The organism is Streptomyces sp. NPDC092952, from assembly GCF_044754785.1.
Lineage (GTDB): Bacteria > Actinomycetota > Actinomycetes > Streptomycetales > Streptomycetaceae > Streptomyces.
Genome location: NZ_JBIVPT010000001.1, coordinates 446,808 through 468,454 on the forward strand (window position 1 = coordinate 446,808; position 21,647 = coordinate 468,454).

Below are 21,647 nucleotides of genomic sequence, written 5' to 3' on the forward strand. Positions count from 1 at the left end.
GCGGGCCCCCGCGCGAACGAACCGACAATGCGTCGCTACGATGGCCGGGGCCGGTGGACCGTACCCGGCCGGGTCAGACCGACAGTCAAGCCGGCCGACCCCAATCCCCGCTCCCGGAGGGTTCTTCCGTGCCGGCTGGAACGCTGTACCGCGGCCGGGAAGGCATGTGGTCCTGGGTGGCTCATCGAGTCACCGGTGTCCTCATTTTCTTCTTCCTGTTCGTACACGTCCTGGACACCGCTCTCGTCCGCGTCTCCCCCGAGGCCTATGACGACGTCGTGGCCACGTACAAGACGCCGATCGTCGCGCTGCTGGAATACGGCCTGGTGGCCGCGATTCTCTTCCACGCGCTGAACGGTCTGCGCATCGTCGCCGTGGACTTCTGGGCCAAGGGCCCGCGCTACCAGAAGCAGATGCTCTGGTCGGTCGTGGGCATCTGGATCGTGCTGATGGTCGGGGCCCTGTACCCGGTCCTCGGTCACGCCGTACGCGCAGTCTTCGGGAGCTGAGGCCCATGTCCACCGAGTCCTCCGCCGCGATCGGCTCCGTCGAGGGTGTCTCCCTGTACGACGTCGACAACCCCGCCCCGGTCATCGAGCCGCCGCGCAAGCGCACCGGCAAGACCCCCAAGGGTTCGCGCACCAACTTCGAGATGTACGCCTGGCTCTTCATGCGCCTGTCGGGCATCGTCCTGGTCGTCCTGGTCCTGGGCCACCTGCTGATCCAGCTCGTGCTGGACGGCGGCGTGTCCAAGATCGGCTTCGCCTTCGTCGCGGGCCGCTGGGCCTCGCCGTTCTGGCAGCTGTGGGACCTCGGGATGCTGTGGCTGGCCATGCTGCACGGCGCCAACGGTCTCCGTACGGTCATCAACGACTACGCCGAACGGGACAACACCCGCTTCTGGCTGAAGATGCTCCTGTACACCGCCACGGTCTTCACCGTCCTGCTGGGCACGCTGGTGATCTTCACCTTCGACCCGAACATCCGCTAGGCGCCGGGCCAGAGGGACCAGAGGAAATCATGCAGATCCACAAGTACGACACCGTCATCGTCGGCGCCGGCGGCGCCGGTATGCGCGCGGCCATCGAGTCCACGAAGCGCAGCCGCACCGCGGTGCTCACCAAGCTGTACCCCACCCGCTCCCACACGGGCGCCGCGCAGGGCGGCATGGCCGCCGCGCTGGCCAACGTGGAGGAGGACAACTGGGAGTGGCACACCTTCGACACCATCAAGGGCGGCGACTACCTGGTCGACCAGGACGCCGCCGAGATCCTGGCGAAGGAGGCCATCGACGCCGTCCTCGACCTGGAGAAGATGGGCCTGCCCTTCGGCCGTACGCCCGAGGGCCGGATCGACCAGCGCCGGTTCGGCGGTCACTCCCGCAACCACGGTGAGGCCCCGGTCCGCCGCGCCTGCTACTCGGGCGACCGCACCGGCCACATGATCCTCCAGACGCTGTACCAGAACTGCGTCAAGGAGGGCGTGGAGTTCTTCAACGAGTTCTACGTCCTGGACCAGCTGGTCGTCGAGGAGGACGGCGTCAAGAAGTCCGCCGGCGTCGTCGCCTACGAGCTGGCCACCGGCGAGATCCACATCTTCCAGGCGAAGTCGGTCATCTACGCCTCGGGCGGCACCGGCAAGTTCTTCAAGGTGACGTCGAACGCGCACACCCTGACCGGTGACGGCCAGGCCGCCTGCTACCGCCGGGGCCTGCCGCTGGAGGACATGGAGTTCTTCCAGTTCCACCCGACGGGCATCTGGCGCATGGGCATCCTGCTGACGGAGGGCGCCCGCGGTGAGGGCGGCATCCTCCGCAACAAGGACGGCGAGCGCTTCATGGAGAAGTACGCGCCGGTCATGAAGGACCTCGCGTCCCGTGACGTCGTGTCCCGCTCCATCTACACGGAGATCCGTGAGGGCCGCGGCTGCGGCCCCGAGGGCGACCACGTCTACCTCGACCTCACGCACCTGCCGCCGGAGCAGCTGGACGCCAAGCTCCCGGACATCACCGAGTTCGCGCGTACGTACCTCGGCATCGAGCCCTACACGGACCCGATCCCGATCCAGCCGACCGCGCACTACGCCATGGGCGGCATCCCGACCAACGTCGAGGGCGAGGTGCTGGCCGACAACACCACCGTCGTCCCGGGCCTGTACGCCGCCGGCGAGGTCGCCTGTGTCTCCGTGCACGGCGCCAACCGCCTGGGCACCAACTCGCTGCTCGACATCAACGTCTTCGGACGCCGCGCGGGCATCGCCGCCGCCGAGTACTCCGAGAAGAGCGACTTCGTCGAGCTTCCCGAGAACCCGGCGCAGCAGGTCGTCGACCAGGTCGAGCGGCTGCGGAACTCCACGGGCACCGAGCGCGTCGCCGCGCTCCGCCAGGAGCTCCAGGAGTGCATGGACGCCAACGTGATGGTGTTCCGCACCGAGCAGACCATCAAGACGGCCGTGGACAAGATCGCCGAGCTGCGCAGGCGGTACCTCGACGTGTCGATCCAGGACAAGGGCAAGCGGTTCAACACGGACCTGCTGGAGGCCATCGAGCTGGGCAACCTGCTCGACCTGGCCGAGGTCATGGCGACCTCCGCGCTGGCCCGCAAGGAGTCCCGCGGCGGTCACTACCGCGAGGACTACCCGAACCGCGACGACGTCAACTTCATGCGCCACACCATGGCGTACCGCGAGGTCGCGGCCGACGGCACCGAGTCCATCCGGCTCGACTACAAGCCCGTCGTCCAGACCCGCTACCAGCCGATGGAGCGTAAGTACTGATGGCAACCCCGACTCTGGACAAGGTCGAGGCGCAGTCCGCCGCCTCGCCGTACATCACGGCGACCTTCCGTATCCGCCGGTTCAACCCCGAGGTCTCCGACGAGGTCGTGTGGGAGGACTTCCAGGTCTCGATCGACCCGAAGGAGCGTGTCCTCGACGCCCTTCACAAGATCAAGTGGGACATGGACGGGACGCTGACGTTCCGCCGCTCCTGCGCGCACGGCATCTGCGGCTCCGACGCGATGCGGATCAACGGCAAGAACAGGCTCGCCTGCAAGACGCTGATCAAGGACATCAACCCGGAGAAGCCGATCACGATCGAGGCCATCAAGGGCCTCACGGTCCTCAAGGACCTCGTGGTCGACATGGACCCGTTCTTCCAGGCGTACCGCGACGTCATGCCCTTCCTCATCACCAAGGGGAACGAGCCGACCCGCGAGCGCCTGCAGTCCCCCGAGGACCGCGAGCGCTTCGACGACACCACCAAGTGCATCCTGTGCGCCGCGTGCACGTCGTCGTGCCCGGTGTTCTGGAACGACGGCCAGTACTTCGGCCCGGCCGCGATCGTCAACGCGCACCGCTTCATCTTCGACTCGCGCGACGAGGGCGGCGAGCAGCGCCTGGAGATCCTCAACGACCGTGACGGCGTGTGGCGCTGCCGCACCACGTTCAACTGCACGGACGCCTGCCCGCGTGGCATCGAGGTCACCAAGGCGATCCAGGAGGTCAAGCGGGCGCTGATCACGCGCCGCTTCTGACCGCCGGCCGGTACGGCAGTGCCAGGAGGCCCCTTCCCCGCGGTGGGTACCGCGTGGAAGGGGCCTCTTGTCGTTCCGTCCCCGACTGGCGGTACGGTCGTGCGGAACCGTCACGGAACCGGAACCAGAACCGGGAGCCCGCCACCGGTTCACCGCCGCCGGTGCAGCAGGCCCGGGGCACAGGACCGACCGAGAGCGGGGAACGTTGAGCGATCCGAATCCGTACGCGGACGAATCGTACAAGTGGGGTCCGGAGCCCCAGCAGCCCGGCCAGGGCGTCCCCCCGCCGGCCGGGCAGGGCGTACCCCCGCACCCGGGCCAGGGCATGCCGCCCCACCCGGGCCAGGGCATGCCGCCGCAGCCGGGGATGCCGGGCGCGTTCCCCGGGGCCGGGGTGCCGGGCGCGGGGATGCCGACGCTGGTCCTCGGCGACATCGCCGTGGTCAACGACCAGATCGTCACGCCGAGCGGCTCGATGCCGCTCAAGGGCGCGGTGTGGACGGCCACCGACCTGACCCGCACCGAGGAGAAGATCCCGACGGTGGCGATCGTGCTCGCGATCGTCTTCGCGCTGTTCTGCCTGATCGGCCTGCTGTTCCTGCTGATGAAGGAGAAGCAGACGACCGGCTTCGTGCAGGTGACCGTGGTCAGCGACGGCCGGACCCACTCCACGATGCTCCCGGCGCTCGGCCCGGAGACCTTCCCGATGGTGATGGCCCAGGTCAACACCGCTCGGGCGATGAGCATCTGAGGTCCGTGCGGACGGCCGGGCGGAGCGGCACCGGATACCCTCGGGGATCGTGGTGAAGGAAGTGAAGGACGTGAAGGAAACCCGGACCCCCCGGAGCGAGCAGACCCGCACCCTCATCCTCGAAACGGCGCTGCGGCTCTTCCAGGAGCGCGGCTACGACCGGACGACGATGCGGGCCATCGCCCAGGAGGCCGGCGTCTCCGTGGGGAACGCCTACTACTACTTCACCAACAAGGAGCACCTGGTCCAGGGCTTCTACGACCGGCTCGCCGCCGAACACGCGGCGGCCGTCCGGCCGGTCCTGGAGGGCGAGCGCGACCTCGCGTCGCGCCTCCGCGGGGTGCTGCTCACCTGGCTGGACGTGGCGGAGCCGTACCACCGCTTCGCCGCCCAGTTCTTCAAGAACGCCGCCGACCCGGAGAGCCCGCTCAGCCCGTTCTCGGCCGAGTCCGTCGCGGCCCGCGAGGCGGCGATCGCCATCCACCGGGAGTGCCTGGCCGGGTCGGTCACCAAGGCCGACCCCGAACTGGCCGAGCTGCTGCCGCAGTTGATGTGGCTGTCGCAGATGGGCCTGGTGCTGTACTGGGTGTACGACCGCACGGAGCACACCGGGCGCAGCCGCCGCCTGGTGGAGCGGGGCACCCCGATCATCGCCCGGGCCGTCGCGCTCACCCGGTTCCGGCTGCTGCGGCCGCTGGTACGGCAGATCCACGGCGTGCTGGAGGAGTTCCTGCCCGGCGCCGCGGCAGGGCGCGTACGGGGCGCGCAGGGCGCGTAGGGCGGTACGGGGCTCCCTTCCGGGGACATGCCGGAGGGGGCGGTCCCGGCCGGTGCCGGAGGCCGCCCCCTCCTGTGCCGCGTCGTGAGGACGCGTCAGATGTGCTTCAGCTCCCAGAGCCGCCAGATGCCGGTGCCGTCGGAGAGGTACTGCGAGCCGGAGACGTCCTTCGTGCTGACGACGTAGTCCTTCTTCTGCCAGAGCGGGAGCAGCGGCACGTCCTCGCCGACCTGCGCCTGGATCTCCTTGAAGTCGGCCGAGGTGCGCCCGCGGTCGCTGTACTGGAGCGTGTCGGCGATGAGGGCGTTCACCTTCTTGCTGGAGTAGCCGTTGTGGAGGCTGTTGTCGGCGCCGACGAGCGGCTGGCTGAAGGTGTCGGGGTCCGGGTAGTCGGGGAGCCAGCCGACCGTGTACGCGTCGAACTTGCCGGAGGCGTAGCCCTTCTGGAACTTCTGCCAGTCGACCGAGTGGATGTTCAGCTTGAACAGCCCGTCGGCCTCCAGCTGGCGCCGGAGCTCCTGGGTCTCCTTGTCGTACGCCTCGCTGCCGCCGCGGTAGCCGAACTCGATGGTCACCGGGAGCTGCACCCCGGCCTCCTGGAGGAGCTTCTTGGCGCGCGCCGGGTCCGGCGCCGGGTAGGCGTCGAAGAACGGGGTGCTGTGCCCGATGTAGCCCTGCGGGATCAGCGAGTAGAGCGGCTCGACCGTGCCCTTGTAGACCTTGCTCACCAGCGGTCCGCGGTCGACGGTCGCGGCGATGGCCTGCCGGACCTTCTTGTCGGCCAGCGGGGAGCCGGGCCGGACGTTGAAGACCATGTTGCGGATCTCGGCGCTGTCCGCCTCGGTGACGCGCAGGTCGGGGTCGCCGGGGTTCAGCTCGGCGAGGGTGGTCGGCGGCAGTTCGCGGTGCGTGACCTCGACCTGCTTGGCCTTCCAGGCGCTCTCGAGGTCGTCCGGGGTCTTGTAGTAGTGCACGGTGACCGGGACACCGGTCTTGTTCAGCGCGCCCTTGTAACGGGGGTTGGGGACCAGTTCGGCGATCTGGCCCGCCCGGTACGCCTTCAGCAGGAACGGCCCCGAGCCTTCGACCGTGGTCCCCTCGCGGAGCTTGTCCGCCGGGTACGACTCGCGGTCGACGATCGAACCGGCGCCGGTGGCGAGCTTCTGCGGGAAGGTCGCGTCGCGCGCGGTGAGGTTGAAGGTGACGGTGAGGCCGTCGGCCACCACGTTCTTGAGGCTCGGGAAGAGCACCCAGGGGCCGACGTCCGTCTTGATCTTGATCATGCGCTCGATGGAGAACTTGACGTCCTCGGCGGTGATCTTCCGCCCGTTGGAGAACGTCAGGTCGTCACGGAGCTTGCACTGGTACGTCTGGAGCTTCTGGCCGATGAACTGGCAGCTCTCGGCGGCGTCGGGCTGGGGCACGACCGCACCGGACTTGAAGGTCAGCAGGGACTGGTAGATGTTGCTGTACAGCGCCCAGGAACCGGCGTCGTACGCCCCTGCCGGGTCGAGCGAGGTGACCTCGTCGGTCGTGCCGACGCCGACGGGATCGCTGTTCACCTCGTCCGAGGGGAGCAGTTGCCAGGCGACCACGCCTGCGATGACCAAAACCGCGATAACCGCGAGAATCCGTGCCCGGATCGACCGCATCTGCCGTGCTCTCCCTTACGCCCCACCTCGGTGTCGCGCGCAGGAACGCACATCACCGCATGCTCAGGCGTTCACCCAATCACACGATTTTCACATCGGGAAGACCAAAACTGTGACTCATAGCCTTTTGTTCGGCAGTTGAAACCTTTGGTGCCACAAAGGAGTCCGAAACCATTCGGTCACGGAGTGTCATGCCCGGAGCGAGGCAAGCTCCACGACGGTGATGTCGGAGGGCGCTCCGACCCGGACGGGCGGGCCCCAGGCGCCCGCGCCGCGCGTGACGTACAGCTGGGTGTCGCCGTACCGGTCGAGTCCCGCGCCGGTGGGATTGGCCAGATCCGCCAGGTAGTTGCCCGGCCAGAGCTGGCCGCCGTGGGTGTGTCCGGAGAGCTGGAGGTCCACCCCGTGGGCGACGGCGTCATGGATGACGACGGGCTGGTGGGCGAGGAGGACGGCAGCGCGGGCGCGGTCGCGGTCACCGAGGGCGCGGGCGAAGTCGGGGCCCTGCCCCTCGCTCTCGCCGGCGACGTCGTTGACCCCGGCGAGGTCGAACCCGCCGATCTCGACCCGGGCGTTCTCCAGCGGGTGCAGGCCCAGCTCCCGCACCTTGTCGACCCAGGCGGCGGCACCGGAGTAGTACTCGTGGTTCCCGGTGACGAAGAAGGCGCCGTGCCGGGAGCGGAGCCGGGCGAGCGGTTCCGCGGCCGTTCCGAGGTCGGCGACGGTGCCGTCGACGAGGTCCCCGACGACGGCGATCAGGTCCGGCTGGGTCCGGTTGACGGTGTCGACGATCCGCTGGGTGTGGGCGCGGCCGAGGATCGGGCCGAGGTGGATATCGCTGACGACGGCGATCCGGAAGCCGTGCGCGGCGCGCGGCAGCTTGGCGAGGGGGACGGTGATCCGCTTGACGCGCGGCCCGCGCAGCACCCCGTAGGTGCCGTACCCGACCGTGCCGAGCCCGGCGACGGCGGCGGCCCCGCCGACGGCCCGCGCGACGAAGAGCCGCCTGCTGGGCGGTTCGGGGCGGGGCGGCGCGGGGGTCTCGGCGAGGAGGGTGGCGGGGCCCTGCGCGGCGGCGGGCCCGGCGGCCGGTGCCGGGAGTTCCCTGCGGTCCGCCGGTTCCGCCCGCTCCGCGATCCGCGCGGCCTCCGCCCGGTTCGCGCGGGCCGCGAGCGCCCGGCGGAGCAGCGGCCGTACCGCCTCCCCCACCAGCAGCGCCAGCGTCAGGTACAGCACCGCCGCCAGCCACAGATAGCCCGGCCAGGCCAGCACCCGCTGGAGCCAGAAGGGCGCCCCCGCCCGCCCGGCGACCAGCGCGCCGACGCTCAGCAGGGGCAGCGCGTACGCCGCCACCGTGCCGATCCGGCGCGGGACGCCTCCCTCGACCGTCGTGTCACCGACGAACCGGCGCCAGAGGTAGCGGTGGACCACGGCGAGCAGTGCGAGCACCACGACCACCATCACCGCGAGACCCGCCACTGCCATCTGTCCTCCAGTCGGTCGGCCGGCCGCATCCGGCGTACGGCCGGGCGGTGGTACCGCTCGTTACGCGCCTTCGCGGCGCAGTGCCTTGACGCCTCGGAACCCGATCACGCCGACAGCCGTCCCCAGGAGAAAGGACGTGATGGCGAGCAGCAGATGCACCCAGAAGTACGCAGTCGGGTCACCCGCGTCGTCGAAGGCGAGTCCGCTGCCGTCCTTCCACAGGTTCTTGACGAAAGTGATCCAGATGAACCAGCTCCACACCCCGAAGGCGAGCAGGAACCAGGAGACGGGGCGGCTGAGCTTCATGGACCCAGTATCTCCGGGGCGTTCCGGCCGGGGTGGCCGGGGTGGGCCGTCCCGGCGTACCGTCCGGCGGTTCAAGCCATCCGGACGCATTTTCATATCTTCACCCTGTACGTTTCCGCTCGTGCCTGCTCTCAAGAAGACCGCCCTGACGGTCGCTTCCGCCGCCCTCCTGACCTCCTTCGCCGTGACCCCGGCATCGGCGGCCGGCGAGGACACCGCCAAGGACCAGCCGAAGCCGCCCTCGGGCATGTCCCAGGTCGGTGGCGAGCTGCTGGGCCGGGCCGGTACGCAGGTCGAGCTCGGGCCGGGCGCGCCGGTGCTGCCGAAGGGGCTCACCGGCAGGTCCTGGATCGTGGCGGACGCGGAGAACGGCGAGGTGCTCGCCGCGCACAACGCGCACTGGCGGCTGCCTCCCGCCTCCACGCTGAAGATGCTGTTCGCGGACACCGTGATGCCCTCGCTCCAGCCGAAGACCCTGAAGTACACCGTCAAGGACGAGGACCTGGCCGGGGTGGGCGAGGGCAGCAGCCTCGTCGGGATCAAGGAGAAGCTCACCTACACGGTCCACGACCTGTGGCTCGGGGTGTTCCTGCGCTCGGGCAACGACGCGGTGCACGTGCTGTCCTCGATGTACGGCGGCGTCCCCAAGGCCGTGGACGCCATGCAGGCGCACGCCGAGGAGCTCCAGGCCCTGGACACGAAGGTGGTCTCGCCCGACGGGTACGACGCGCCGAACCAGGTCTCCAGCGCGTACGACCTGACGCTGTTCGCCCGCAGCGGGCTGCAGAAGGCGGACTTCCGGGAGTACTGCTCGACCGCCGAGGCGCAGTTCCCCGGCGAGACGAAGAAGAACGGCAAGCGCGAGACCTTCGCCATCCAGAACACCAACAAGCTGCTCACCGGTGCCGCCGGCGTCACCCCGTACAAGGGCATCGCCGGCGTCAAGAACGGCTACACGACGCATGCCGGGAACACCTTCACCGGGGTCGCCGAGCGCGACGGCAAGGTGCTGCTCGTCACCGTCATGAACCCGTCGTCCGAGAAGCCGCACGCCGTCTACGAGGAGGCCGCCGACCTCCTCGACTGGGGCTTCGGCGCGAGCGGCAAGGTCACCCCGGTCGGCGAGCTGGTCGCCCCGAAGTCCGCCGACACCGGCTCCGGGACCGGCAAGGGCGCGACCGGCGAGCAGAGCAAGGGCGAGGGCGCGGGCCAGAACGGTCCCGCGCGCAACGGGTCGAAGACCGCGGCGGCCGAGCAGAGCGGGGGCGGCGTCGGGGTCGCGCTCGGCATCGCCGGGGGCGTCCTGGTGCTGCTGGCCGGCGGGGCGTTCCTGGTCAACCGGCGCTGGCCGCTGCCGGACCTGATGCGCCGCCGTTCTTCCCACGAGTGACGGGCGGGGGCGCCGCCCGGTCGGCGCCCCCGCCCTCGTTCCCGCCGCCGCCGTCGCCGTCGCCGTCCGCGTCCTCGCCCTTCCCGGCGAGCTCGCGGCGGCTCGGTGTCGCGGTCCAGGCGGAGCAGAACAGCAGCAGCCGGGCCGAGAAGTTGATCCACAGCAGCAGCGCCACCGGCACCCCGAAGGCGCCGTACATGCTCTTCGCGGCGACGCCCCTGATGTAGCTGCCGAGCAGCAGCTTCAGCAGTTCGAAACAGACCGCGCCGATCGCCCCGGCCACCAGCAGCCTGCGCCGGGGCGGCTCGACGCCCGGCAGCAGCGTCAGCATGTAGAGCAGCAGCAGGAATCCGGCGAGCGCCGCCACCAGCAGCGCGGCCACCCGCAGCACCACCCCGCCCGCGCCCCGGTCCGAGATGCCCAGCAGATCGGCCGCCCAGCCCACGGCGACCGAACCGACCGACGACACCGCGAAGGTGGCGAGCGCCGCCCCGCCCAGGCCCAGCAGCAGCCCCGTGTCCTTGAGTTTGCGCAGCACCGGATTGCCGAGGTCCACGTCGTCCAGCCCCCACACGGCGCGCAGGCAGTCGCGCATCGAGCCGATCCAGCCGATCCCGGTGAGGAGCAGCACGGCACCGGCCACCAGCCCCACCGTGCCCGCGTGGGCCACCAGGTTCTCGATGCCGAGCTGGTCGGAGATGCCGGGCACCTGCTCGATGAGCCGGTCCTCGATCCGGTGCAGCTGCTCCGGGGTGAGCAGCGCGGCGCCGATCGCCGCCCCGACCGCGATCAGCGGGAAGATCGCCAGGAAGCTGATGAAGGTGATCGCGGCGGCGAGCCTCGCCCAGTGGACCTGCTGGAGCCGGTCGAAGGAGCGCCAGATGTGCGTCGCCATCAGCCGGGTGACGATCGGCCCGATGACGGGGAGGTTTTTCAGCCAGTCCATGCCGTAACGCCTACCCTTCCGAACGCGGAATACCGAACGCGGGGAGCCGGAATCAGCCCTCGGCCACCGTGCGGGCCGGACTCCCTTCGGCACGCCATAACGGTGAATGCTGTAACAAATACCTCAAAAGGGTTTTCCCGGGCGATACGGTCACCGTCATGTCCGTCGACACCGTGTCCCTGACCGGCTGGGGCCGTACCGCCCCGACGACCGCCCTGCGTTTCCGTCCGCGTTCGTACGAGGAGGCGGTGGCGACGGTACGCGGCTGCGGGCCGCGCGGCTCCATCGCCCGGGGCCACGGCCGGGCCCACGGCGACGCGGCGCAGAACGCGGGCGGCTCCGTCCTCGACATGACCGCGCTGAACCGGGTCCGCACCATCGACGCGCGGTCCGGGGTGGTGGTCTGCGAGGCCGGACTCGGCCTGCACCGATTGGCCGAACTGCTGCTGCCGCTCGGCTGGTTCGTCCCGGCCGCGCCGGCCTCCCGCCGGGTGACGGTGGGCGGCGCGATCGGCTCCGACGCCCACGGGCTCGACCAGCACCTCGACGGCTCCTTCTCCCGGCACGTCCAGGAGCTGGAGCTGCTGACCGCCGGGGGCGAACTCCGTACGGTCCGGCCGGGCACCGAACTCTTCGACGCGACCGCCGGCGGGCTGGGCCTGACCGGGGTGATCCTCTCCGCCACGCTCCGCTGCCGCCGGGTCGGCAGCCCCTGGCTCTCGGTCGACACCGAACGCGCCGTCGACCTGGACGACCTGCTGGCCCGGCTCTGCTCCGGGGACCACCGCTACCGCTACTCCTCCGCCTGGGTCGACCTCCACGCCCGGGGCCGGGCGACCGGGCGCGCCGTCCTCACCCGGGCGGAGCACGTCCCCCGCGACGCGCTCCCCGCGTACGCCCGGCGGGTGCCGCTCTCGTTCCGGCCCGGACCGCTGCCCGCCGGGTCCGCGCTCGTGCCCCGGGCGCTGCCCGGCGGTGGCTCCGGCGGGGCCGCCGGAGGGCTGCTGAGCGAGGTCCGGTACCGCGCCGCGCCCCGGTACCGGGTCGGCGAACTCCAGCGGCTCGGCGCGTTCTTCCAGCCGCAGGACGGACCCCGGCGGTGGGGCGGTGCTCCCGGGCGCGCCGGTTCGGTGCGGTACCAGTTCGTCGTCGGGCACGGCCGGGAGGAGGCGCTGCGCCGGATCGTGGGCCGGATCGCCCAGCGGCGCTGCCCGGCGTCCCACGCGGTGCTCAAGCGGCTGGGCGCGGGTGGCCCGGGGTGGCTGTCGTTCCCGGTGCCGGGGTGGACGCTGGCGTTCGACCTGCCGGCCGCGCTGCCCGGCCTGGACCGGTTCCTGGACGGGCTGGACGCGGAGGTGGCGGCGGCCGGCGGCCGGGTCTGCCTGGCGAAGGACTCCCGGCTGCGGCCGGAGCTGCTGGCGTCGATGTACCCGAGGCTGGCGGAGTTCCGGGAGCTGCGGGCCGGGCTGGACCCGGGCGGCGCCTTCCGCTCCGACCTCTCGCGCCGCCTGTCGCTCTGACCGCCGCGCCGCGTCCGTCCGTACCCGCCTCTCTTCCCTCCCCCTCCTCCCCTCTGCCTGCAAGGAGTGTTCCCGTGAAGGACGCCTTCGGAGCCCCGCAGTCCCTGCTCGTCCTCGGCGGCACCTCGGAGATCGCCCTGGCCACCGCCCGGCGGCTGGTCGCCCTGCGGACCCGTACGGTCCATCTGGCCGGGCGCCCCTCCCCCGCCCTCGACGCGGCCGCCGCCGATCTGCGGGCCCGCGGGGCGGACGTCCGCACGGTCGCCTTCGACGCCCTCGACTCCGCGTCCCACGAGGCCGTGCTCGGCGAGGTCTTCGCCGGGGGCGACATCGACCTGGTGCTCCTCGCCTTCGGTATCGCGGGCGACCAGGGGCGCGACGAGGAGCAGCCCCTCGCCGCGGTCCGGGTCGCGCAGACGAACTACACCGGGGCGGTCTCCGCCGGGCTGGTGTGCGCCGGAGCGCTCCAGGCGCAGGGGCACGGCTCGCTGGTGGTGCTCTCCTCGGTGGCGGGCGAGCGGGTCCGCCGCGCCGACTTCATCTACGGGTCCAGCAAGGCGGGGCTGGACGCGTTCACCCAGGGGCTGGGGGACGCGCTGCACGGGACCGGGGTGCATGTGATGGTCGTACGCCCCGGCGCGCTCCGCCCGGCACCGGCCGCCGGGCCGGTGCCCGTACCGGTGCGGGCGGCGGGCTCCGCGATGTCGGCCCCGGCCCGGTTCGCCGCGGCGCCCCTGGAGTCCTCGGCGCTCACCACGACCCCGGACGCGGTGGCGGAGGCCATCGTGGCGGGGCTGCGGCGGCGCTCGGAGACGGTGTGGGTGCCGGGCGCGCTCCGGGCGGTGATGTCGGCGCTGCGGCATGTGCCGCGCCCGCTGTTCCGGCGTCTGCCGCTGTAGGGCCGCGTCCTTGACGTACCGGCCCGTCGCCTGCGGGGTTTCAGCCCCGCAGCGAGGGCTCGTCCGCGCCGCAGCCGCTCTGCGCGGGCACCGCGGCACCCGCGCCGTCGGTGGTGAACGGGAAGTCGTTGATCTTCCGCCAGACGCTGTCCGCGCCCTGCTCGTACAGGGCGAAGGAGCCGCAGGTCCAGCTCGCCTCGTAGTCGGCGAGCTCCGCGTACGCCCGGTCCATCGCCTCCTCGGCGATGTCGTGCGCCACGGTCACGTGCGGGTGGTACGGGAACTGGAGCTCGCGCACCAGCGGCCCGGAGGCGTCCCGGACCCGCTTCTGCAGCCAGGAGCAGGCCGAGCCGCCCTCGACGACCTGCACGAAGACCACCGGCGAGAGGGGGCGGAAGGTCCCTGTGCCGGAGAGCCGCATCGGGAACGGGCGGCCGGCCGTCGCGATCCGGGCGAGGTGCGCCTCGATCGCGGGCAGGTCGGCCGCCTGCGCCTCGGTGGGTGGGAGAAGAGTGACGTGGGTGGGAATGCCGTACGCGGCAGGATCCCCGAAGCTCGCGCGCCGCTCCTGGAGCAGGCTGCCGTAGGGCTCCGGGACCGCGATCGAAACGCCGAGCGTTACGGTCCCCACATCGTCCTCCTCATGCTCGCTGCACGATGGCCTGTTTTCGGCCACCGGTCCGGCTTCCGTCGCCAGTGTGACGCCTGGGGCCGGGAAACCGCCAGGGTCGTTGGACTCTCCCTGCCTCAGTGCTTCGCGGGCAGGAGACCCATCCGGTCGTACGTCAGGGCCAGGGTCTCGGCCGCGACGGCACGGGCCTTCTCGGCTCCCTTGGCCAGGATCGAGTCCAGCGTCTCCGGGTCGTCCAGATATTCCTGCGTACGGGTCCGGAACGGTGTGACGAACTCGACCACGGCCTCGGCGAGGTCGGTCTTGAGCGCACCGTAGCCCTTGCCCTCGTAGTTCTGCTCCAGATCCGCGATTCCGGTCCCGGTGAGTGTCGAGAGAATGGTCAGCAGATTGCTGACGCCGGGCTTCTCCGCACGGTCGAAGCGGATCACCGTGTCGGTGTCGGTGACGGCGCTCTTCACCTTCTTGGCGGTGGCCTTCGGCTCGTCCAGAAGGTTGATCAGGCCCTTCGGGGTCGGCGCCGACTTGCTCATCTTCGACGACGGGTCCTGGAGGTCGTAGATCTTCGCCGTCTCCTTGAGGATGTACGGGTCCGGCACGGTGAACGTGGAGCCGTAGCTGCCGTTGAACCGCTCGGCGAGGTCCCGGGTCAGCTCCAGGTGCTGGCGCTGGTCCTCACCGACCGGGACCTGGTCGGCCTGGTACAGCAGGATGTCGGCCACCATCAGCATCGGGTACGTGAAGAGGCCGACCGTGGTGCGGTCGGCGCCCTGCTTGCCGGACTTGTCCTTGAACTGCGTCATCCGCGACGCCTCGCCGAAGCCGGTCAGGCAGTTCATGACCCAGCCGAGCTGGGCGTGCTCGGGAACGTGGCTCTGGACGAAGAGGGTGCAGCGCTCCGGGTCGACACCGGCGGCGAGGAGCTGGGCGACGGCGAGCCGGGTGTTGGCCCGCAGCTCCGCGGGGTCCTGCGGGACGGTGATCGCGTGCAGGTCGACGACCATGTAGAAGGCGTCGTGGGTGTCCTGCAGCGCCACCCACTGGCGGACCGCGCCGAGGTAGTTGCCGAGGTGGAAAGAGCCTGCGGTGGGCTGGATTCCGGAGAGCACGCGGGGGCGTTCAGAGGCCATGGGGCCCATTGTCTCAGGTGCGGGCGGCAGCCCCCGACCGGCCTGGTGCGGCGGTGTCCGCGGGTTCCCGGCCCGCCTGGCGCGCCGGGGTCCGCAGGTTTCCCGGCACCGGATCCGACCGACGATACAAAGTGGGCATCACCCCGCCCCGCACCATCCGTCCCGCCCCACGACGAACGGAGACCCCGTGTCGAGCACGGAAACCGCCATCGCCTCCGCCGAGGCGCACAGCGCGCACAACTACCATCCGCTGCCCGTCGTCGTCGCGACGGCGGACGGGTCCTGGATGACCGATGTCGAGGGCCGCCGCTACCTGGACATGCTGGCCGGTTACTCGGCACTCAATTTCGGCCATGGCAACCGGCGTCTGATCGACGCCGCCAAGGCCCAGCTGGACCGGGTGACGCTCACCTCCCGCGCCTTCCACCACGACCGGTTCGCCGACTTCTGCACGCGCCTGGCCGAGCTGTGCGGCATGGAGGCGGTGCTGCCGATGAACACCGGCGCGGAGGCCGTGGAGACCGCGGTGAAGACGGCCCGCAAGTGGGGCTACCGGGTGAAGGGCGTCCCGGACGGCATGGCGAAGATCATCGTCGCCGCCAACAACTTCCACGGCCGGACGACGACCGTCATCAGCTTCTCCACCGACCCGGAGGCCCGGGAGGACTTCGGCCCGTACACGCCGGGGTTCGAGATCGTGCCGTACGGCGACCTCACGGCGCTGCGCGGGGCGATGACGGAGAACACCGTGGCGGTGCTCCTGGAGCCGATCCAGGGCGAGGCCGGGGTGCTGGTGCCGCCGCCGGGCTACCTCGCGGGGGTGCGCGAGCTCACCCGCGAGCGGAACGTGCTGTTCGTCGCCGACGAGATCCAGTCCGGGCTGGGCCGGACCGGGAAGACCTTCGCCTGCGAGCACGAGGGCGTCGTGCCGGACATGTACGTGCTCGGCAAGGCGCTGGGCGGCGGGGTGGTCCCGGTGTCGGCGGTGGTCTCCTCCCAGGCGGTGCTCGGGGTGTTCCGGCCGGGCGAGCACGGCTCGACCTTCGGCGGCAACCCGCTGGCCTGCGCGGTCGCGCTGGAGGTCATCGCGATGCTGAACACCGGCGAGTACCAGGAGCGGGCCGCCGAGCTGGGCGAGCACCTGCACCGGGAGCTGGCGCTGCTGGTGAGCGGCGGCATGGTGGAGGAGGTGCGCGGCCGGGGGCTGTGGGCCGGCGTCGACATCGCCCCCGACCTGGGCACGGGCCGGGAGATCTCGGAGCGGCTGATGGAGCGCGGGGTGCTGGTGAAGGACACCCACGGCTCGACGATCCGGATCGCCCCGCCCCTGGTGATCAGCAAGGAGGACCTGGACTGGGGGCTGGAGCAGCTGCGCGCGGTGCTGCGGCGCGGCTGAGGGGCCGCGCGGGGCCGTCCCGGGCCGGCCCCCCGCCCTGTCGCGCGGGCGCGGGCGGCTGGCAGACTCCGGCCCGTGAGACCTGATCCGACACTGCTGCGGGAGCTGGTCGACGCCTCGCCCGGCTTCGGCCTCCGCACCGTCCCCGCCCCGCCGTCCGAGGAGCTGATCGGGGCGGCGGAGGCGCGGGTCGGCCCGCTGCCGCCGTCCTACCGCTGGTGGCTGTCCGCGTACGGGCACGGGCGGGCCGGGCGCGCGGAGATCGCCTCCGTCGGGCCCGCCGACGCCCACGAGTCGCTCACCGCCCCCTGGCGGCTGGACGGCGACCGGCTGTGCTTCGCGGCCGAACCGGACGGCGGTGACGCCTACCACTTCGCCCTCGGCCGGACGGGCGAGGCCGGGGCCGGTGAGTACCCGGTGGTCCTGCGGGACGGCACGGACGGGGAGGAGTACCCGGTCGCGGAGTCCTTCGCCGGGTTCCTGGCCGTCCGGGCGGCGCTGCTGCGCGGGCTGCGGGACGGGCCCAACCCGTCGGTCGCCCGGCTGTGGCGGTCGACGCCGGGCGTGCTGCTCGGCAACGGCGTCCACCTCTACGGCCCGCACTCCCTGCCCGAACGCAACGAGACCTTCGAGGTGGCCCGGTACGCGCCCGGCTGGACGCTGGTCGGGGACGACAGCGGGGGCGACGGCCTGTTCATGCGCCACCACGGCCGCGACCGGGCCTCCGTGCACCGGCTCGGCCTCGGCGCGATCGGCGGCGACGTCGCCGGGGCGGGCGAGTGGGTGACGGACGACCTGGCCGGCTGGCTCCGGGCGGGCGCGCCGCTCGGCTGACCCGCCCGGAGCCAGGGCGCCCTCAGAGGATGACGTGCGGCAGGAAGCGGGCGTACTCGTCGGTGACCGGGCCGGCCGATTCACGGATGCCGAGACCGGCCGCCTCGTCCTCCACGACCCAGGCGCCGAGCACGACCCGGTTGCCGTCGAAGTCGGGCAGCGGCGCGAGCTGCTGGTAGCAGCACGGCTCGTCCCGGAGCACGGCGGGCGCGCCCGGCTCGTGGAGCGTGATCCCGGCGCCCTCGCGGCCGAGCAGCGGCTTGGCCGCGTAACCGCCCGACGCGGCCAGCTCGCGGGGGCCGTCCAGGTAGGAGGGCAGCAGGTTCGGGTGGCCGGGGTAGAGCTCCCAGAGGATCGCCAGCAGCGCCTTGTTGGACAGCAGCATCTTCCAGGCGGGCTCGATCCAGCAGGTGGTGCCGGTGCCGCCGCCGTTGTCGAGGGTGTCCAGCACCTGCGGGCCGAACCGGTCGGTCGCCAGCCACTCCCACGGGTAGAGCTTGAAGCAGCTGCGGACGAAGCGGAGCCGCTCGTCGACGAACCGCCCGCTGAGCCGGTCCCAGCCGATCGACTCGATGGCGAGCGCCTCCGTGTCGAGGCCGGCCTGCTCGGCGGTCTCCCGCAGATAGGCGACGGTCATCAGGTCCTCGCCCGCCTCGTCGCCCTCGGTGTGCACGAAGTGCACCGGTCCGGGCGGCAGCAGGGACGCCTGTCGTCGCCAGGCCGCGACGAGCCGTTCGTGGAGCGAGTTCCACTGGTCGGCGCCCGGGAAGCGGTCCTCCATCCAGAACCACTGGGCGCTCGCCGCCTCCACCAGGGAGGTGGGGGTGTCCGCGTTGTACTCCAGCATCTTCGCCGGGCCGCCGCCGTCGTAGCAGAGGTCGAACCTGCCGTACAGCGACGGCAGTCGGTCCCGGCAGTGCCAGGACCGGGCGACCAGGCCGGCCAGGCGGGGGTCGGTGATGCCGAGTTCGGCGAACCGGTCCTTCTCGACGATGTGTCCGGCGGCGGCCAGGCACATGGCGTGGAGCTCCTCGACCACCTCCTCCAGGGCCTCGACCTCGGCCAGCGGGAAGACGTAGTAGGCGCTCTCGTCCCAGTACGGCCGGAGCGAACCGTCCGGGTAGCGGGTGAGCGGGAAGACGACTCCCTGCTCCTCCACCGTCCGCTGCCAGTCGGGGCGGGGCTGCGTGGTGCGGCGTTCCATGGCGGTCAGCCGCCCCCGCTGCCGGAGCAGCCGAAGCCGCCGCGCTCGACGGCGGACTTGTCGAAGCTGCCGCCCTCCACTTTGCCGTTCCTGCTGCTGCCGCCGTAGTAGTACGAGCCCTTGCCGCCGCTGTTCTTGCACTCGTAGCTGGGCAGTCTGTCCTGGGTCAGCCGGTCGACGCACCGCTTGTCCGGTTCGGAGCCGCAGGAGGTCACCATCGCGGCGAGCACCCCCATGCCTCCGAGCACCACGGTGCTCGACCTCAGCCTGCGCTTGGCCATTTTTCCGTCTCCCCCGCCGTACGAATCGAGCCAATATGGCTGCTCGTCAGATTAAAGGCCCGCAAGCGGCGGGGGTACCCCGGCCCTTCAGGCCGTCCCGGTCCATGTCCCTACCTCCGGCTCCGGCTCCGGCTCCGGCTCCGGGGGCAGTACGCGGCAGAGCGCGTCCAGCGCGCCGGCCCAGGCGCTGTCGGTGGGGGTTCCGTAGCCGATGACCAGCGCGTCCCGTTCGGGCTCCGCGTCCGGGTGGCGGAAGCGCGTGAGCCCCTCCAGCGCCAGGCCCTGCCACGCGGCCGCCCGGAGCGCCGCCGGTTCGGTGCCCGGGGGCAGTTCGACCACGGCGTGCAGCCCGGCGGCGATACCGCTGACCCGGACGTGCGGGGCGCGTTCCGCCAGCGCCGCCACGAGCTGGTCGCGACGGCGCCGGTAGCGCAGCCGCATCGCGCGCACATGGCGGTCGTACGCGCCCGACGCGATGAACTCCGCGAGCGTCAGCTGGTCCAGCGCACTGGACGACCAGTCGCTCACCCCCTTGGCCTCGCACACCTCCCCCACCAGGCGCTCCGGCATCACCATCCACCCCAGCCGCAGCCCGGGGGCGAGTGATTTGCTCGTCGTCCCCAGGTGCACCACGCTCTCCGGATCGAGTCCTTGAAGGGCGCCGACGGGTTGGCGGTCGTACCTGAACTCGCCGTCGTAGTCGTCCTCCAGGATCAGTCCGCCCGTGGCGCGCGCCCAGTCGACCGCGGCGGCCCGGCGGTCGGGGTGCAGCGGGACCCCGGTGGGGAACTGGTGCGCGGGCGTCATCAGGACCGCGCCCACGCCCCGCATCCCGGCCAGCTCGCCGGTCCTCGCCCCGAACCCGTCGACCGGCAGGCAGGGCAGCCGCAGCCCGGCGTCCCGGAGCAGGTCGCGGTGGAGGAACAGGCCGTACGCCTCGACGGCCACGTCCCGCACCCGCCGCTTGCGCAGCACGTCCCCCATCAGTTTCAGGGCCTGCGCGAATCCGGCGCAGATCATGATGCGCTCCGGGTCGGCGTGGACGCCCCGGGCCCGGGCCAGGTAGTCGGCGAGCACGGTGCGCAGTTCGACGCGCCCGCGCGGATCGCCGTAGCCGAAGGCATCGTGGGGTGCGGCGGCCAGGGCGCGGCGGGCCGCCTTGAGCCACTCGGTCCGGGGGAACGTCGCCAGGTCGGGTGATCCGCTCCGCAGATTGTGGACGGGCCGGGCGCCGGCCGGGCGGGTCCGGACCACCCGGGTGGCCGAGCGGCGCGGTTCGGCCCTGCGGGCCACTCTGGTGCCGGAGCCCTGGCGGGCGGTGAGCCAGCCCTCGGCGACCAGTTCGGCGTAGGCGTCGGCGACGGTGTTGCGGGCCATGCCCAGGTCGGCGGCGAGACTCCGGGAGGACGGCAGCCGGGTGCCGGGGGCCAGCCGTCCGGTCCGTACCGCCTCGCGCAGGGCGTCCATGAGACCGGCCCGCAGCCCGGTCGAGCCGCTGGTGTCGAGATGCAGGTCGGTGCCGAAAGTGGCCCATGATTCCGTCATGGGAATGGACCATACCCATGTGCCATCGCGGCCTTAGTGTCGTACCCATGACGACGAACGAGAACACCGCACCCGCTGCCGGACGCAACCCCGAGCACACCCCCCGTCTGAAGCAGTCCTGGGCCCAGCACGCCCCCGAGGTCTACCGGGCGCTGGTCCGGGTCGACGGGGCGGCCCGGAAGGGGATCGACCCGGTCCTCGGCGAGCTGGTGAAGATCCGCGCCTCGCAGCTGAACCACTGCGCGTTCTGCCTCGACATGCACACCAAGGACGCGCTCGCGGCCGGTGAGTCCGTCGAGCGGATCGTCCAGCTCAGCGCCTGGGAGGAGTCGAAGCACTTCTACACGCCCAAGGAGATCGCGGCGATCGAGCTGACCGAGGCGGTGACCGTGCTGACCGACGGCTTCGTCCCGGACGAGGTGTGGGACAGGGCCGCCGAGCACTTCGACGAGGCCGAGCTGTCCCACCTGATCGCCGCGATCGTCGCGATCAACGCCTGGAACCGCTTCGCCGTGACCACCCGCATGGTCCCCGGCCACTACACGCCGGGCGACATCAACCACTGATCCACCGCCCGCCCCGCCCGAAGGAGCCCCGCGTGACCGCCGCCGCCCTGCGCGCCCTGCACCACGACCGCACCCCGGACGACCCGCTCGTCCTGCCCGGCCCGTGGGACGCGGCGAGCGCCCGGGCCTTCGTCGAGGCGGGCTTCCCGGCGCTGGCGACGCCCAGCGCGGGGGTCTCGGACTCGCTGGGGTACGCGGACGGGGCGGCGCCCGCCGCCGAGATGTTCGCCGCCGTGGCCCGGATCGTCCGGGCGGTCCCGGCCTCCGTGCCGGTCTCGGCGGACGTGGAGGCGGGGTACGGACTGCCGCCACAGGAGCTGGTGGAGCGGCTGCTGGAGAGCGGGGCCGCGGGCTGCAACCTGGAGGACTCGGCCGACGGCGTGCTCGTCGAGGCCGAGCGGCAGGCGGACCGGCTCGCGGCGGTCCGGCAGGCGGCGGGCGACGCCCTCTTCGTCAACGCCCGCGTCGACACGTACGTCCACGGCTCGCCCCTCTTCCCGGAGGCGGATCCCGGGACGGAGGCGGAGACGGTGCGCCGGGCGCTGCTGTACGTGGCGGCGGGCGCGGAGTGCGTGTACCCGATCATGGCCCCGCCCGAGGCGCTGCCCCGGCTGGCCGCCGCCGTCCCGGGCCCGCTCAACGCGCTCGCCCGGCCGGACGGTCCCGGCCCGCGCCGTCTCGGCGGGCTCGGCGCCACCCGGATCACCTTCGGGCCCTGGTTCCAGCGGCGGGCCATGGCGGCGGTGCGCGGGTTCGCGGACGAGCTGCGGCACGAGTAGCGGGCGTACGCACGGCCGGGT

The 21,647-nt window shown here is 71.9% G+C and carries 22 protein-coding genes; 13 read left to right on the top strand and 9 right to left on the bottom strand.

The genetic code is table 11. The features are described 5' to 3' along the window. Positions 1–128 precede the first annotated feature (128 nt). From sdhC to ACIQGQ_RS02000, 6 genes are all read left to right on the top strand, one after another. The gene (gene sdhC, locus ACIQGQ_RS01975; RefSeq protein WP_266913134.1) at positions 129–509 is read left to right on the top strand and encodes a succinate dehydrogenase, cytochrome b556 subunit; all 381 of its coding nucleotides are present in this window, start codon (positions 129–131) and stop codon (positions 507–509) included. 5 nt (positions 510–514) lie between these two features. Then, positions 515–991, top strand: coding sequence for a succinate dehydrogenase hydrophobic membrane anchor subunit (locus ACIQGQ_RS01980; protein WP_366297106.1), 477 nt, complete (start codon positions 515–517; stop codon positions 989–991). Between the two features lie 29 nt (positions 992–1,020). Further along, positions 1,021–2,775: a succinate dehydrogenase flavoprotein subunit gene (gene sdhA / locus ACIQGQ_RS01985; protein WP_402389490.1), complete on the top strand. Its 1,755-nt coding sequence runs from the start codon at positions 1,021–1,023 to the stop codon at positions 2,773–2,775. Then, positions 2,775–3,533, top strand: a complete 759-nt coding sequence (locus ACIQGQ_RS01990) for a succinate dehydrogenase iron-sulfur subunit (protein ID WP_402389492.1) — start codon at positions 2,775–2,777, stop codon at positions 3,531–3,533. The genes sdhA and ACIQGQ_RS01990 overlap by 1 nt, the downstream gene beginning before the upstream one ends. A gap of 205 nt (positions 3,534–3,738) precedes the next feature. Beyond that, positions 3,739–4,284, top strand: a complete 546-nt coding sequence (locus ACIQGQ_RS01995) for a hypothetical protein (RefSeq protein WP_402389495.1) — start codon at positions 3,739–3,741, stop codon at positions 4,282–4,284. Positions 4,285–4,333: 49 nt separating this feature from the next. Further along, positions 4,334–5,062, top strand: a complete 729-nt coding sequence (locus ACIQGQ_RS02000) for a TetR family transcriptional regulator (protein ID WP_402389497.1) — start codon at positions 4,334–4,336, stop codon at positions 5,060–5,062. A gap of 95 nt (positions 5,063–5,157) precedes the next feature. Here ACIQGQ_RS02000 and ACIQGQ_RS02005 read toward each other — a convergent pair whose 3' ends face one another. From ACIQGQ_RS02005 to ACIQGQ_RS02015, 3 genes are all read right to left on the bottom strand, one after another. After that, positions 5,158–6,714, bottom strand: a complete 1,557-nt coding sequence (locus ACIQGQ_RS02005) for an ABC transporter substrate-binding protein (protein WP_402389500.1) — start codon at positions 6,712–6,714, stop codon at positions 5,158–5,160. 189 nt (positions 6,715–6,903) lie between these two features. Further along, on the bottom strand, positions 6,904–8,199 hold the full coding sequence (locus ACIQGQ_RS02010) for a metallophosphoesterase (protein WP_402389503.1): 1,296 nt from the start codon (positions 8,197–8,199) through the stop codon (positions 6,904–6,906). A 60-nt stretch (positions 8,200–8,259) separates the two neighbouring features. Then, entirely contained in the window at positions 8,260–8,505 is a 246-nt protein-coding gene (locus ACIQGQ_RS02015; protein WP_366297112.1) for an SCO4848 family membrane protein, read from the bottom strand. A gap of 121 nt (positions 8,506–8,626) precedes the next feature. Between ACIQGQ_RS02015 and ACIQGQ_RS02020 the strand changes: the two genes are divergently transcribed. Next, positions 8,627–9,895, top strand: a complete 1,269-nt coding sequence (locus ACIQGQ_RS02020) for a D-alanyl-D-alanine carboxypeptidase family protein (RefSeq protein WP_402389506.1) — start codon at positions 8,627–8,629, stop codon at positions 9,893–9,895. On the opposite strand, the gene ACIQGQ_RS02025 is transcribed toward ACIQGQ_RS02020, so the two are convergent. After that, positions 9,840–10,841 (bottom strand): YihY/virulence factor BrkB family protein, encoded by a 1,002-nt coding sequence (locus ACIQGQ_RS02025; RefSeq protein WP_402389509.1) that lies wholly within the window; start codon positions 10,839–10,841, stop codon positions 9,840–9,842. The two genes, ACIQGQ_RS02020 and ACIQGQ_RS02025, sit on opposite strands and share 56 nt — an antisense overlap. Before the next feature lie 158 nt (positions 10,842–10,999). Between ACIQGQ_RS02025 and ACIQGQ_RS02030 the strand changes: the two genes are divergently transcribed. Both ACIQGQ_RS02030 and ACIQGQ_RS02035 read left to right on the top strand, forming a co-directional pair. Beyond that, on the top strand, positions 11,000–12,361 hold the full coding sequence (locus ACIQGQ_RS02030; protein ID WP_402389511.1) for an FAD-binding protein: 1,362 nt from the start codon (positions 11,000–11,002) through the stop codon (positions 12,359–12,361). A 74-nt stretch (positions 12,362–12,435) separates the two neighbouring features. Further along, on the top strand, positions 12,436–13,260 hold the full coding sequence (locus tag ACIQGQ_RS02035; protein ID WP_402389514.1) for a decaprenylphospho-beta-D-erythro-pentofuranosid-2-ulose 2-reductase: 825 nt from the start codon (positions 12,436–12,438) through the stop codon (positions 13,258–13,260). A 40-nt stretch (positions 13,261–13,300) separates the two neighbouring features. Here the strand turns inward: ACIQGQ_RS02035 and ACIQGQ_RS02040 are convergent, their stop codons facing one another. Then, positions 13,301–13,891, bottom strand: coding sequence for a 2'-5' RNA ligase family protein (locus ACIQGQ_RS02040; RefSeq protein ID WP_402389517.1), 591 nt, complete (start codon positions 13,889–13,891; stop codon positions 13,301–13,303). 116 nt (positions 13,892–14,007) lie between these two features. Next, the gene (trpS, locus tag ACIQGQ_RS02045) at positions 14,008–15,021 is read right to left on the bottom strand and encodes a tryptophan--tRNA ligase (RefSeq protein ID WP_402389519.1); all 1,014 of its coding nucleotides are present in this window, start codon (positions 15,019–15,021) and stop codon (positions 14,008–14,010) included. A gap of 187 nt (positions 15,022–15,208) precedes the next feature. On the opposite strand from trpS, the gene rocD reads away from it, so the two are divergent. Both rocD and ACIQGQ_RS02055 read left to right on the top strand, forming a co-directional pair. Beyond that, positions 15,209–16,417, top strand: coding sequence for an ornithine--oxo-acid transaminase (rocD, locus tag ACIQGQ_RS02050; protein WP_402389522.1), 1,209 nt, complete (start codon positions 15,209–15,211; stop codon positions 16,415–16,417). A 75-nt stretch (positions 16,418–16,492) separates the two neighbouring features. Further along, positions 16,493–17,251, top strand: a complete 759-nt coding sequence (locus ACIQGQ_RS02055; protein ID WP_402389524.1) for an SMI1/KNR4 family protein — start codon at positions 16,493–16,495, stop codon at positions 17,249–17,251. A 22-nt stretch (positions 17,252–17,273) separates the two neighbouring features. On the opposite strand, the gene ACIQGQ_RS02060 is transcribed toward ACIQGQ_RS02055, so the two are convergent. The 3 genes from ACIQGQ_RS02060 to ACIQGQ_RS02070 all read right to left on the bottom strand — a co-directional run bounded on the left by ACIQGQ_RS02060 (position 17,274) and on the right by ACIQGQ_RS02070 (position 20,281). Next, entirely contained in the window at positions 17,274–18,455 is a 1,182-nt protein-coding gene (locus tag ACIQGQ_RS02060) for a glutathionylspermidine synthase family protein (protein WP_402389527.1), read from the bottom strand. A 5-nt stretch (positions 18,456–18,460) separates the two neighbouring features. Next, the gene (locus ACIQGQ_RS02065) at positions 18,461–18,736 is read right to left on the bottom strand and encodes a hypothetical protein (protein ID WP_352273545.1); all 276 of its coding nucleotides are present in this window, start codon (positions 18,734–18,736) and stop codon (positions 18,461–18,463) included. An 87-nt stretch (positions 18,737–18,823) separates the two neighbouring features. Then, entirely contained in the window at positions 18,824–20,281 is a 1,458-nt protein-coding gene (locus tag ACIQGQ_RS02070; RefSeq protein WP_402389530.1) for a PLP-dependent aminotransferase family protein, read from the bottom strand. 47 nt (positions 20,282–20,328) lie between these two features. On the opposite strand from ACIQGQ_RS02070, the gene ACIQGQ_RS02075 reads away from it, so the two are divergent. Continuing rightward, entirely contained in the window at positions 20,329–20,847 is a 519-nt protein-coding gene (locus ACIQGQ_RS02075; RefSeq protein WP_402389533.1) for a carboxymuconolactone decarboxylase family protein, read from the top strand. Positions 20,848–20,879: 32 nt separating this feature from the next. Further along, positions 20,880–21,626: an isocitrate lyase/phosphoenolpyruvate mutase family protein gene (locus ACIQGQ_RS02080; protein WP_402389536.1), complete on the top strand. Its 747-nt coding sequence runs from the start codon at positions 20,880–20,882 to the stop codon at positions 21,624–21,626. Positions 21,627–21,647 lie beyond the last annotated feature (21 nt).

Bases quoted from the DNA above. Each gene is read 5' to 3' on its own strand.
- trpS (WP_402389519.1), bottom strand. From the start codon at position 15,021: ATGGCCTCTGAACGCCCCCGCGTGCTCTCCGGAATCCAGCCCACCGCA.
- ACIQGQ_RS01980 (WP_366297106.1), top strand. From the start codon at position 515: ATGTCCACCGAGTCCTCCGCCGCGATCGGCTCCGTCGAGGGTGTCTCC.
- ACIQGQ_RS02065 (WP_352273545.1), bottom strand. From the start codon at position 18,736: ATGGCCAAGCGCAGGCTGAGGTCGAGCACCGTGGTGCTCGGAGGCATG.
- ACIQGQ_RS02070 (WP_402389530.1), bottom strand. From the start codon at position 20,281: ATGACGGAATCATGGGCCACTTTCGGCACCGACCTGCATCTCGACACC.
- ACIQGQ_RS02060 (WP_402389527.1), bottom strand. From the start codon at position 18,455: ATGGAACGCCGCACCACGCAGCCCCGCCCCGACTGGCAGCGGACGGTG.
- ACIQGQ_RS01990 (WP_402389492.1), top strand. From the start codon at position 2,775: ATGGCAACCCCGACTCTGGACAAGGTCGAGGCGCAGTCCGCCGCCTCG.
- ACIQGQ_RS02075 (WP_402389533.1), top strand. From the start codon at position 20,329: ATGACGACGAACGAGAACACCGCACCCGCTGCCGGACGCAACCCCGAG.
- ACIQGQ_RS02025 (WP_402389509.1), bottom strand. From the start codon at position 10,841: ATGGACTGGCTGAAAAACCTCCCCGTCATCGGGCCGATCGTCACCCGG.
- ACIQGQ_RS02030 (WP_402389511.1), top strand. From the start codon at position 11,000: ATGTCCGTCGACACCGTGTCCCTGACCGGCTGGGGCCGTACCGCCCCG.
- ACIQGQ_RS02005 (WP_402389500.1), bottom strand. From the start codon at position 6,714: ATGCGGTCGATCCGGGCACGGATTCTCGCGGTTATCGCGGTTTTGGTC.
- ACIQGQ_RS02015 (WP_366297112.1), bottom strand. From the start codon at position 8,505: ATGAAGCTCAGCCGCCCCGTCTCCTGGTTCCTGCTCGCCTTCGGGGTG.
- ACIQGQ_RS02010 (WP_402389503.1), bottom strand. From the start codon at position 8,199: ATGGCAGTGGCGGGTCTCGCGGTGATGGTGGTCGTGGTGCTCGCACTG.
- sdhA (WP_402389490.1), top strand. From the start codon at position 1,021: ATGCAGATCCACAAGTACGACACCGTCATCGTCGGCGCCGGCGGCGCC.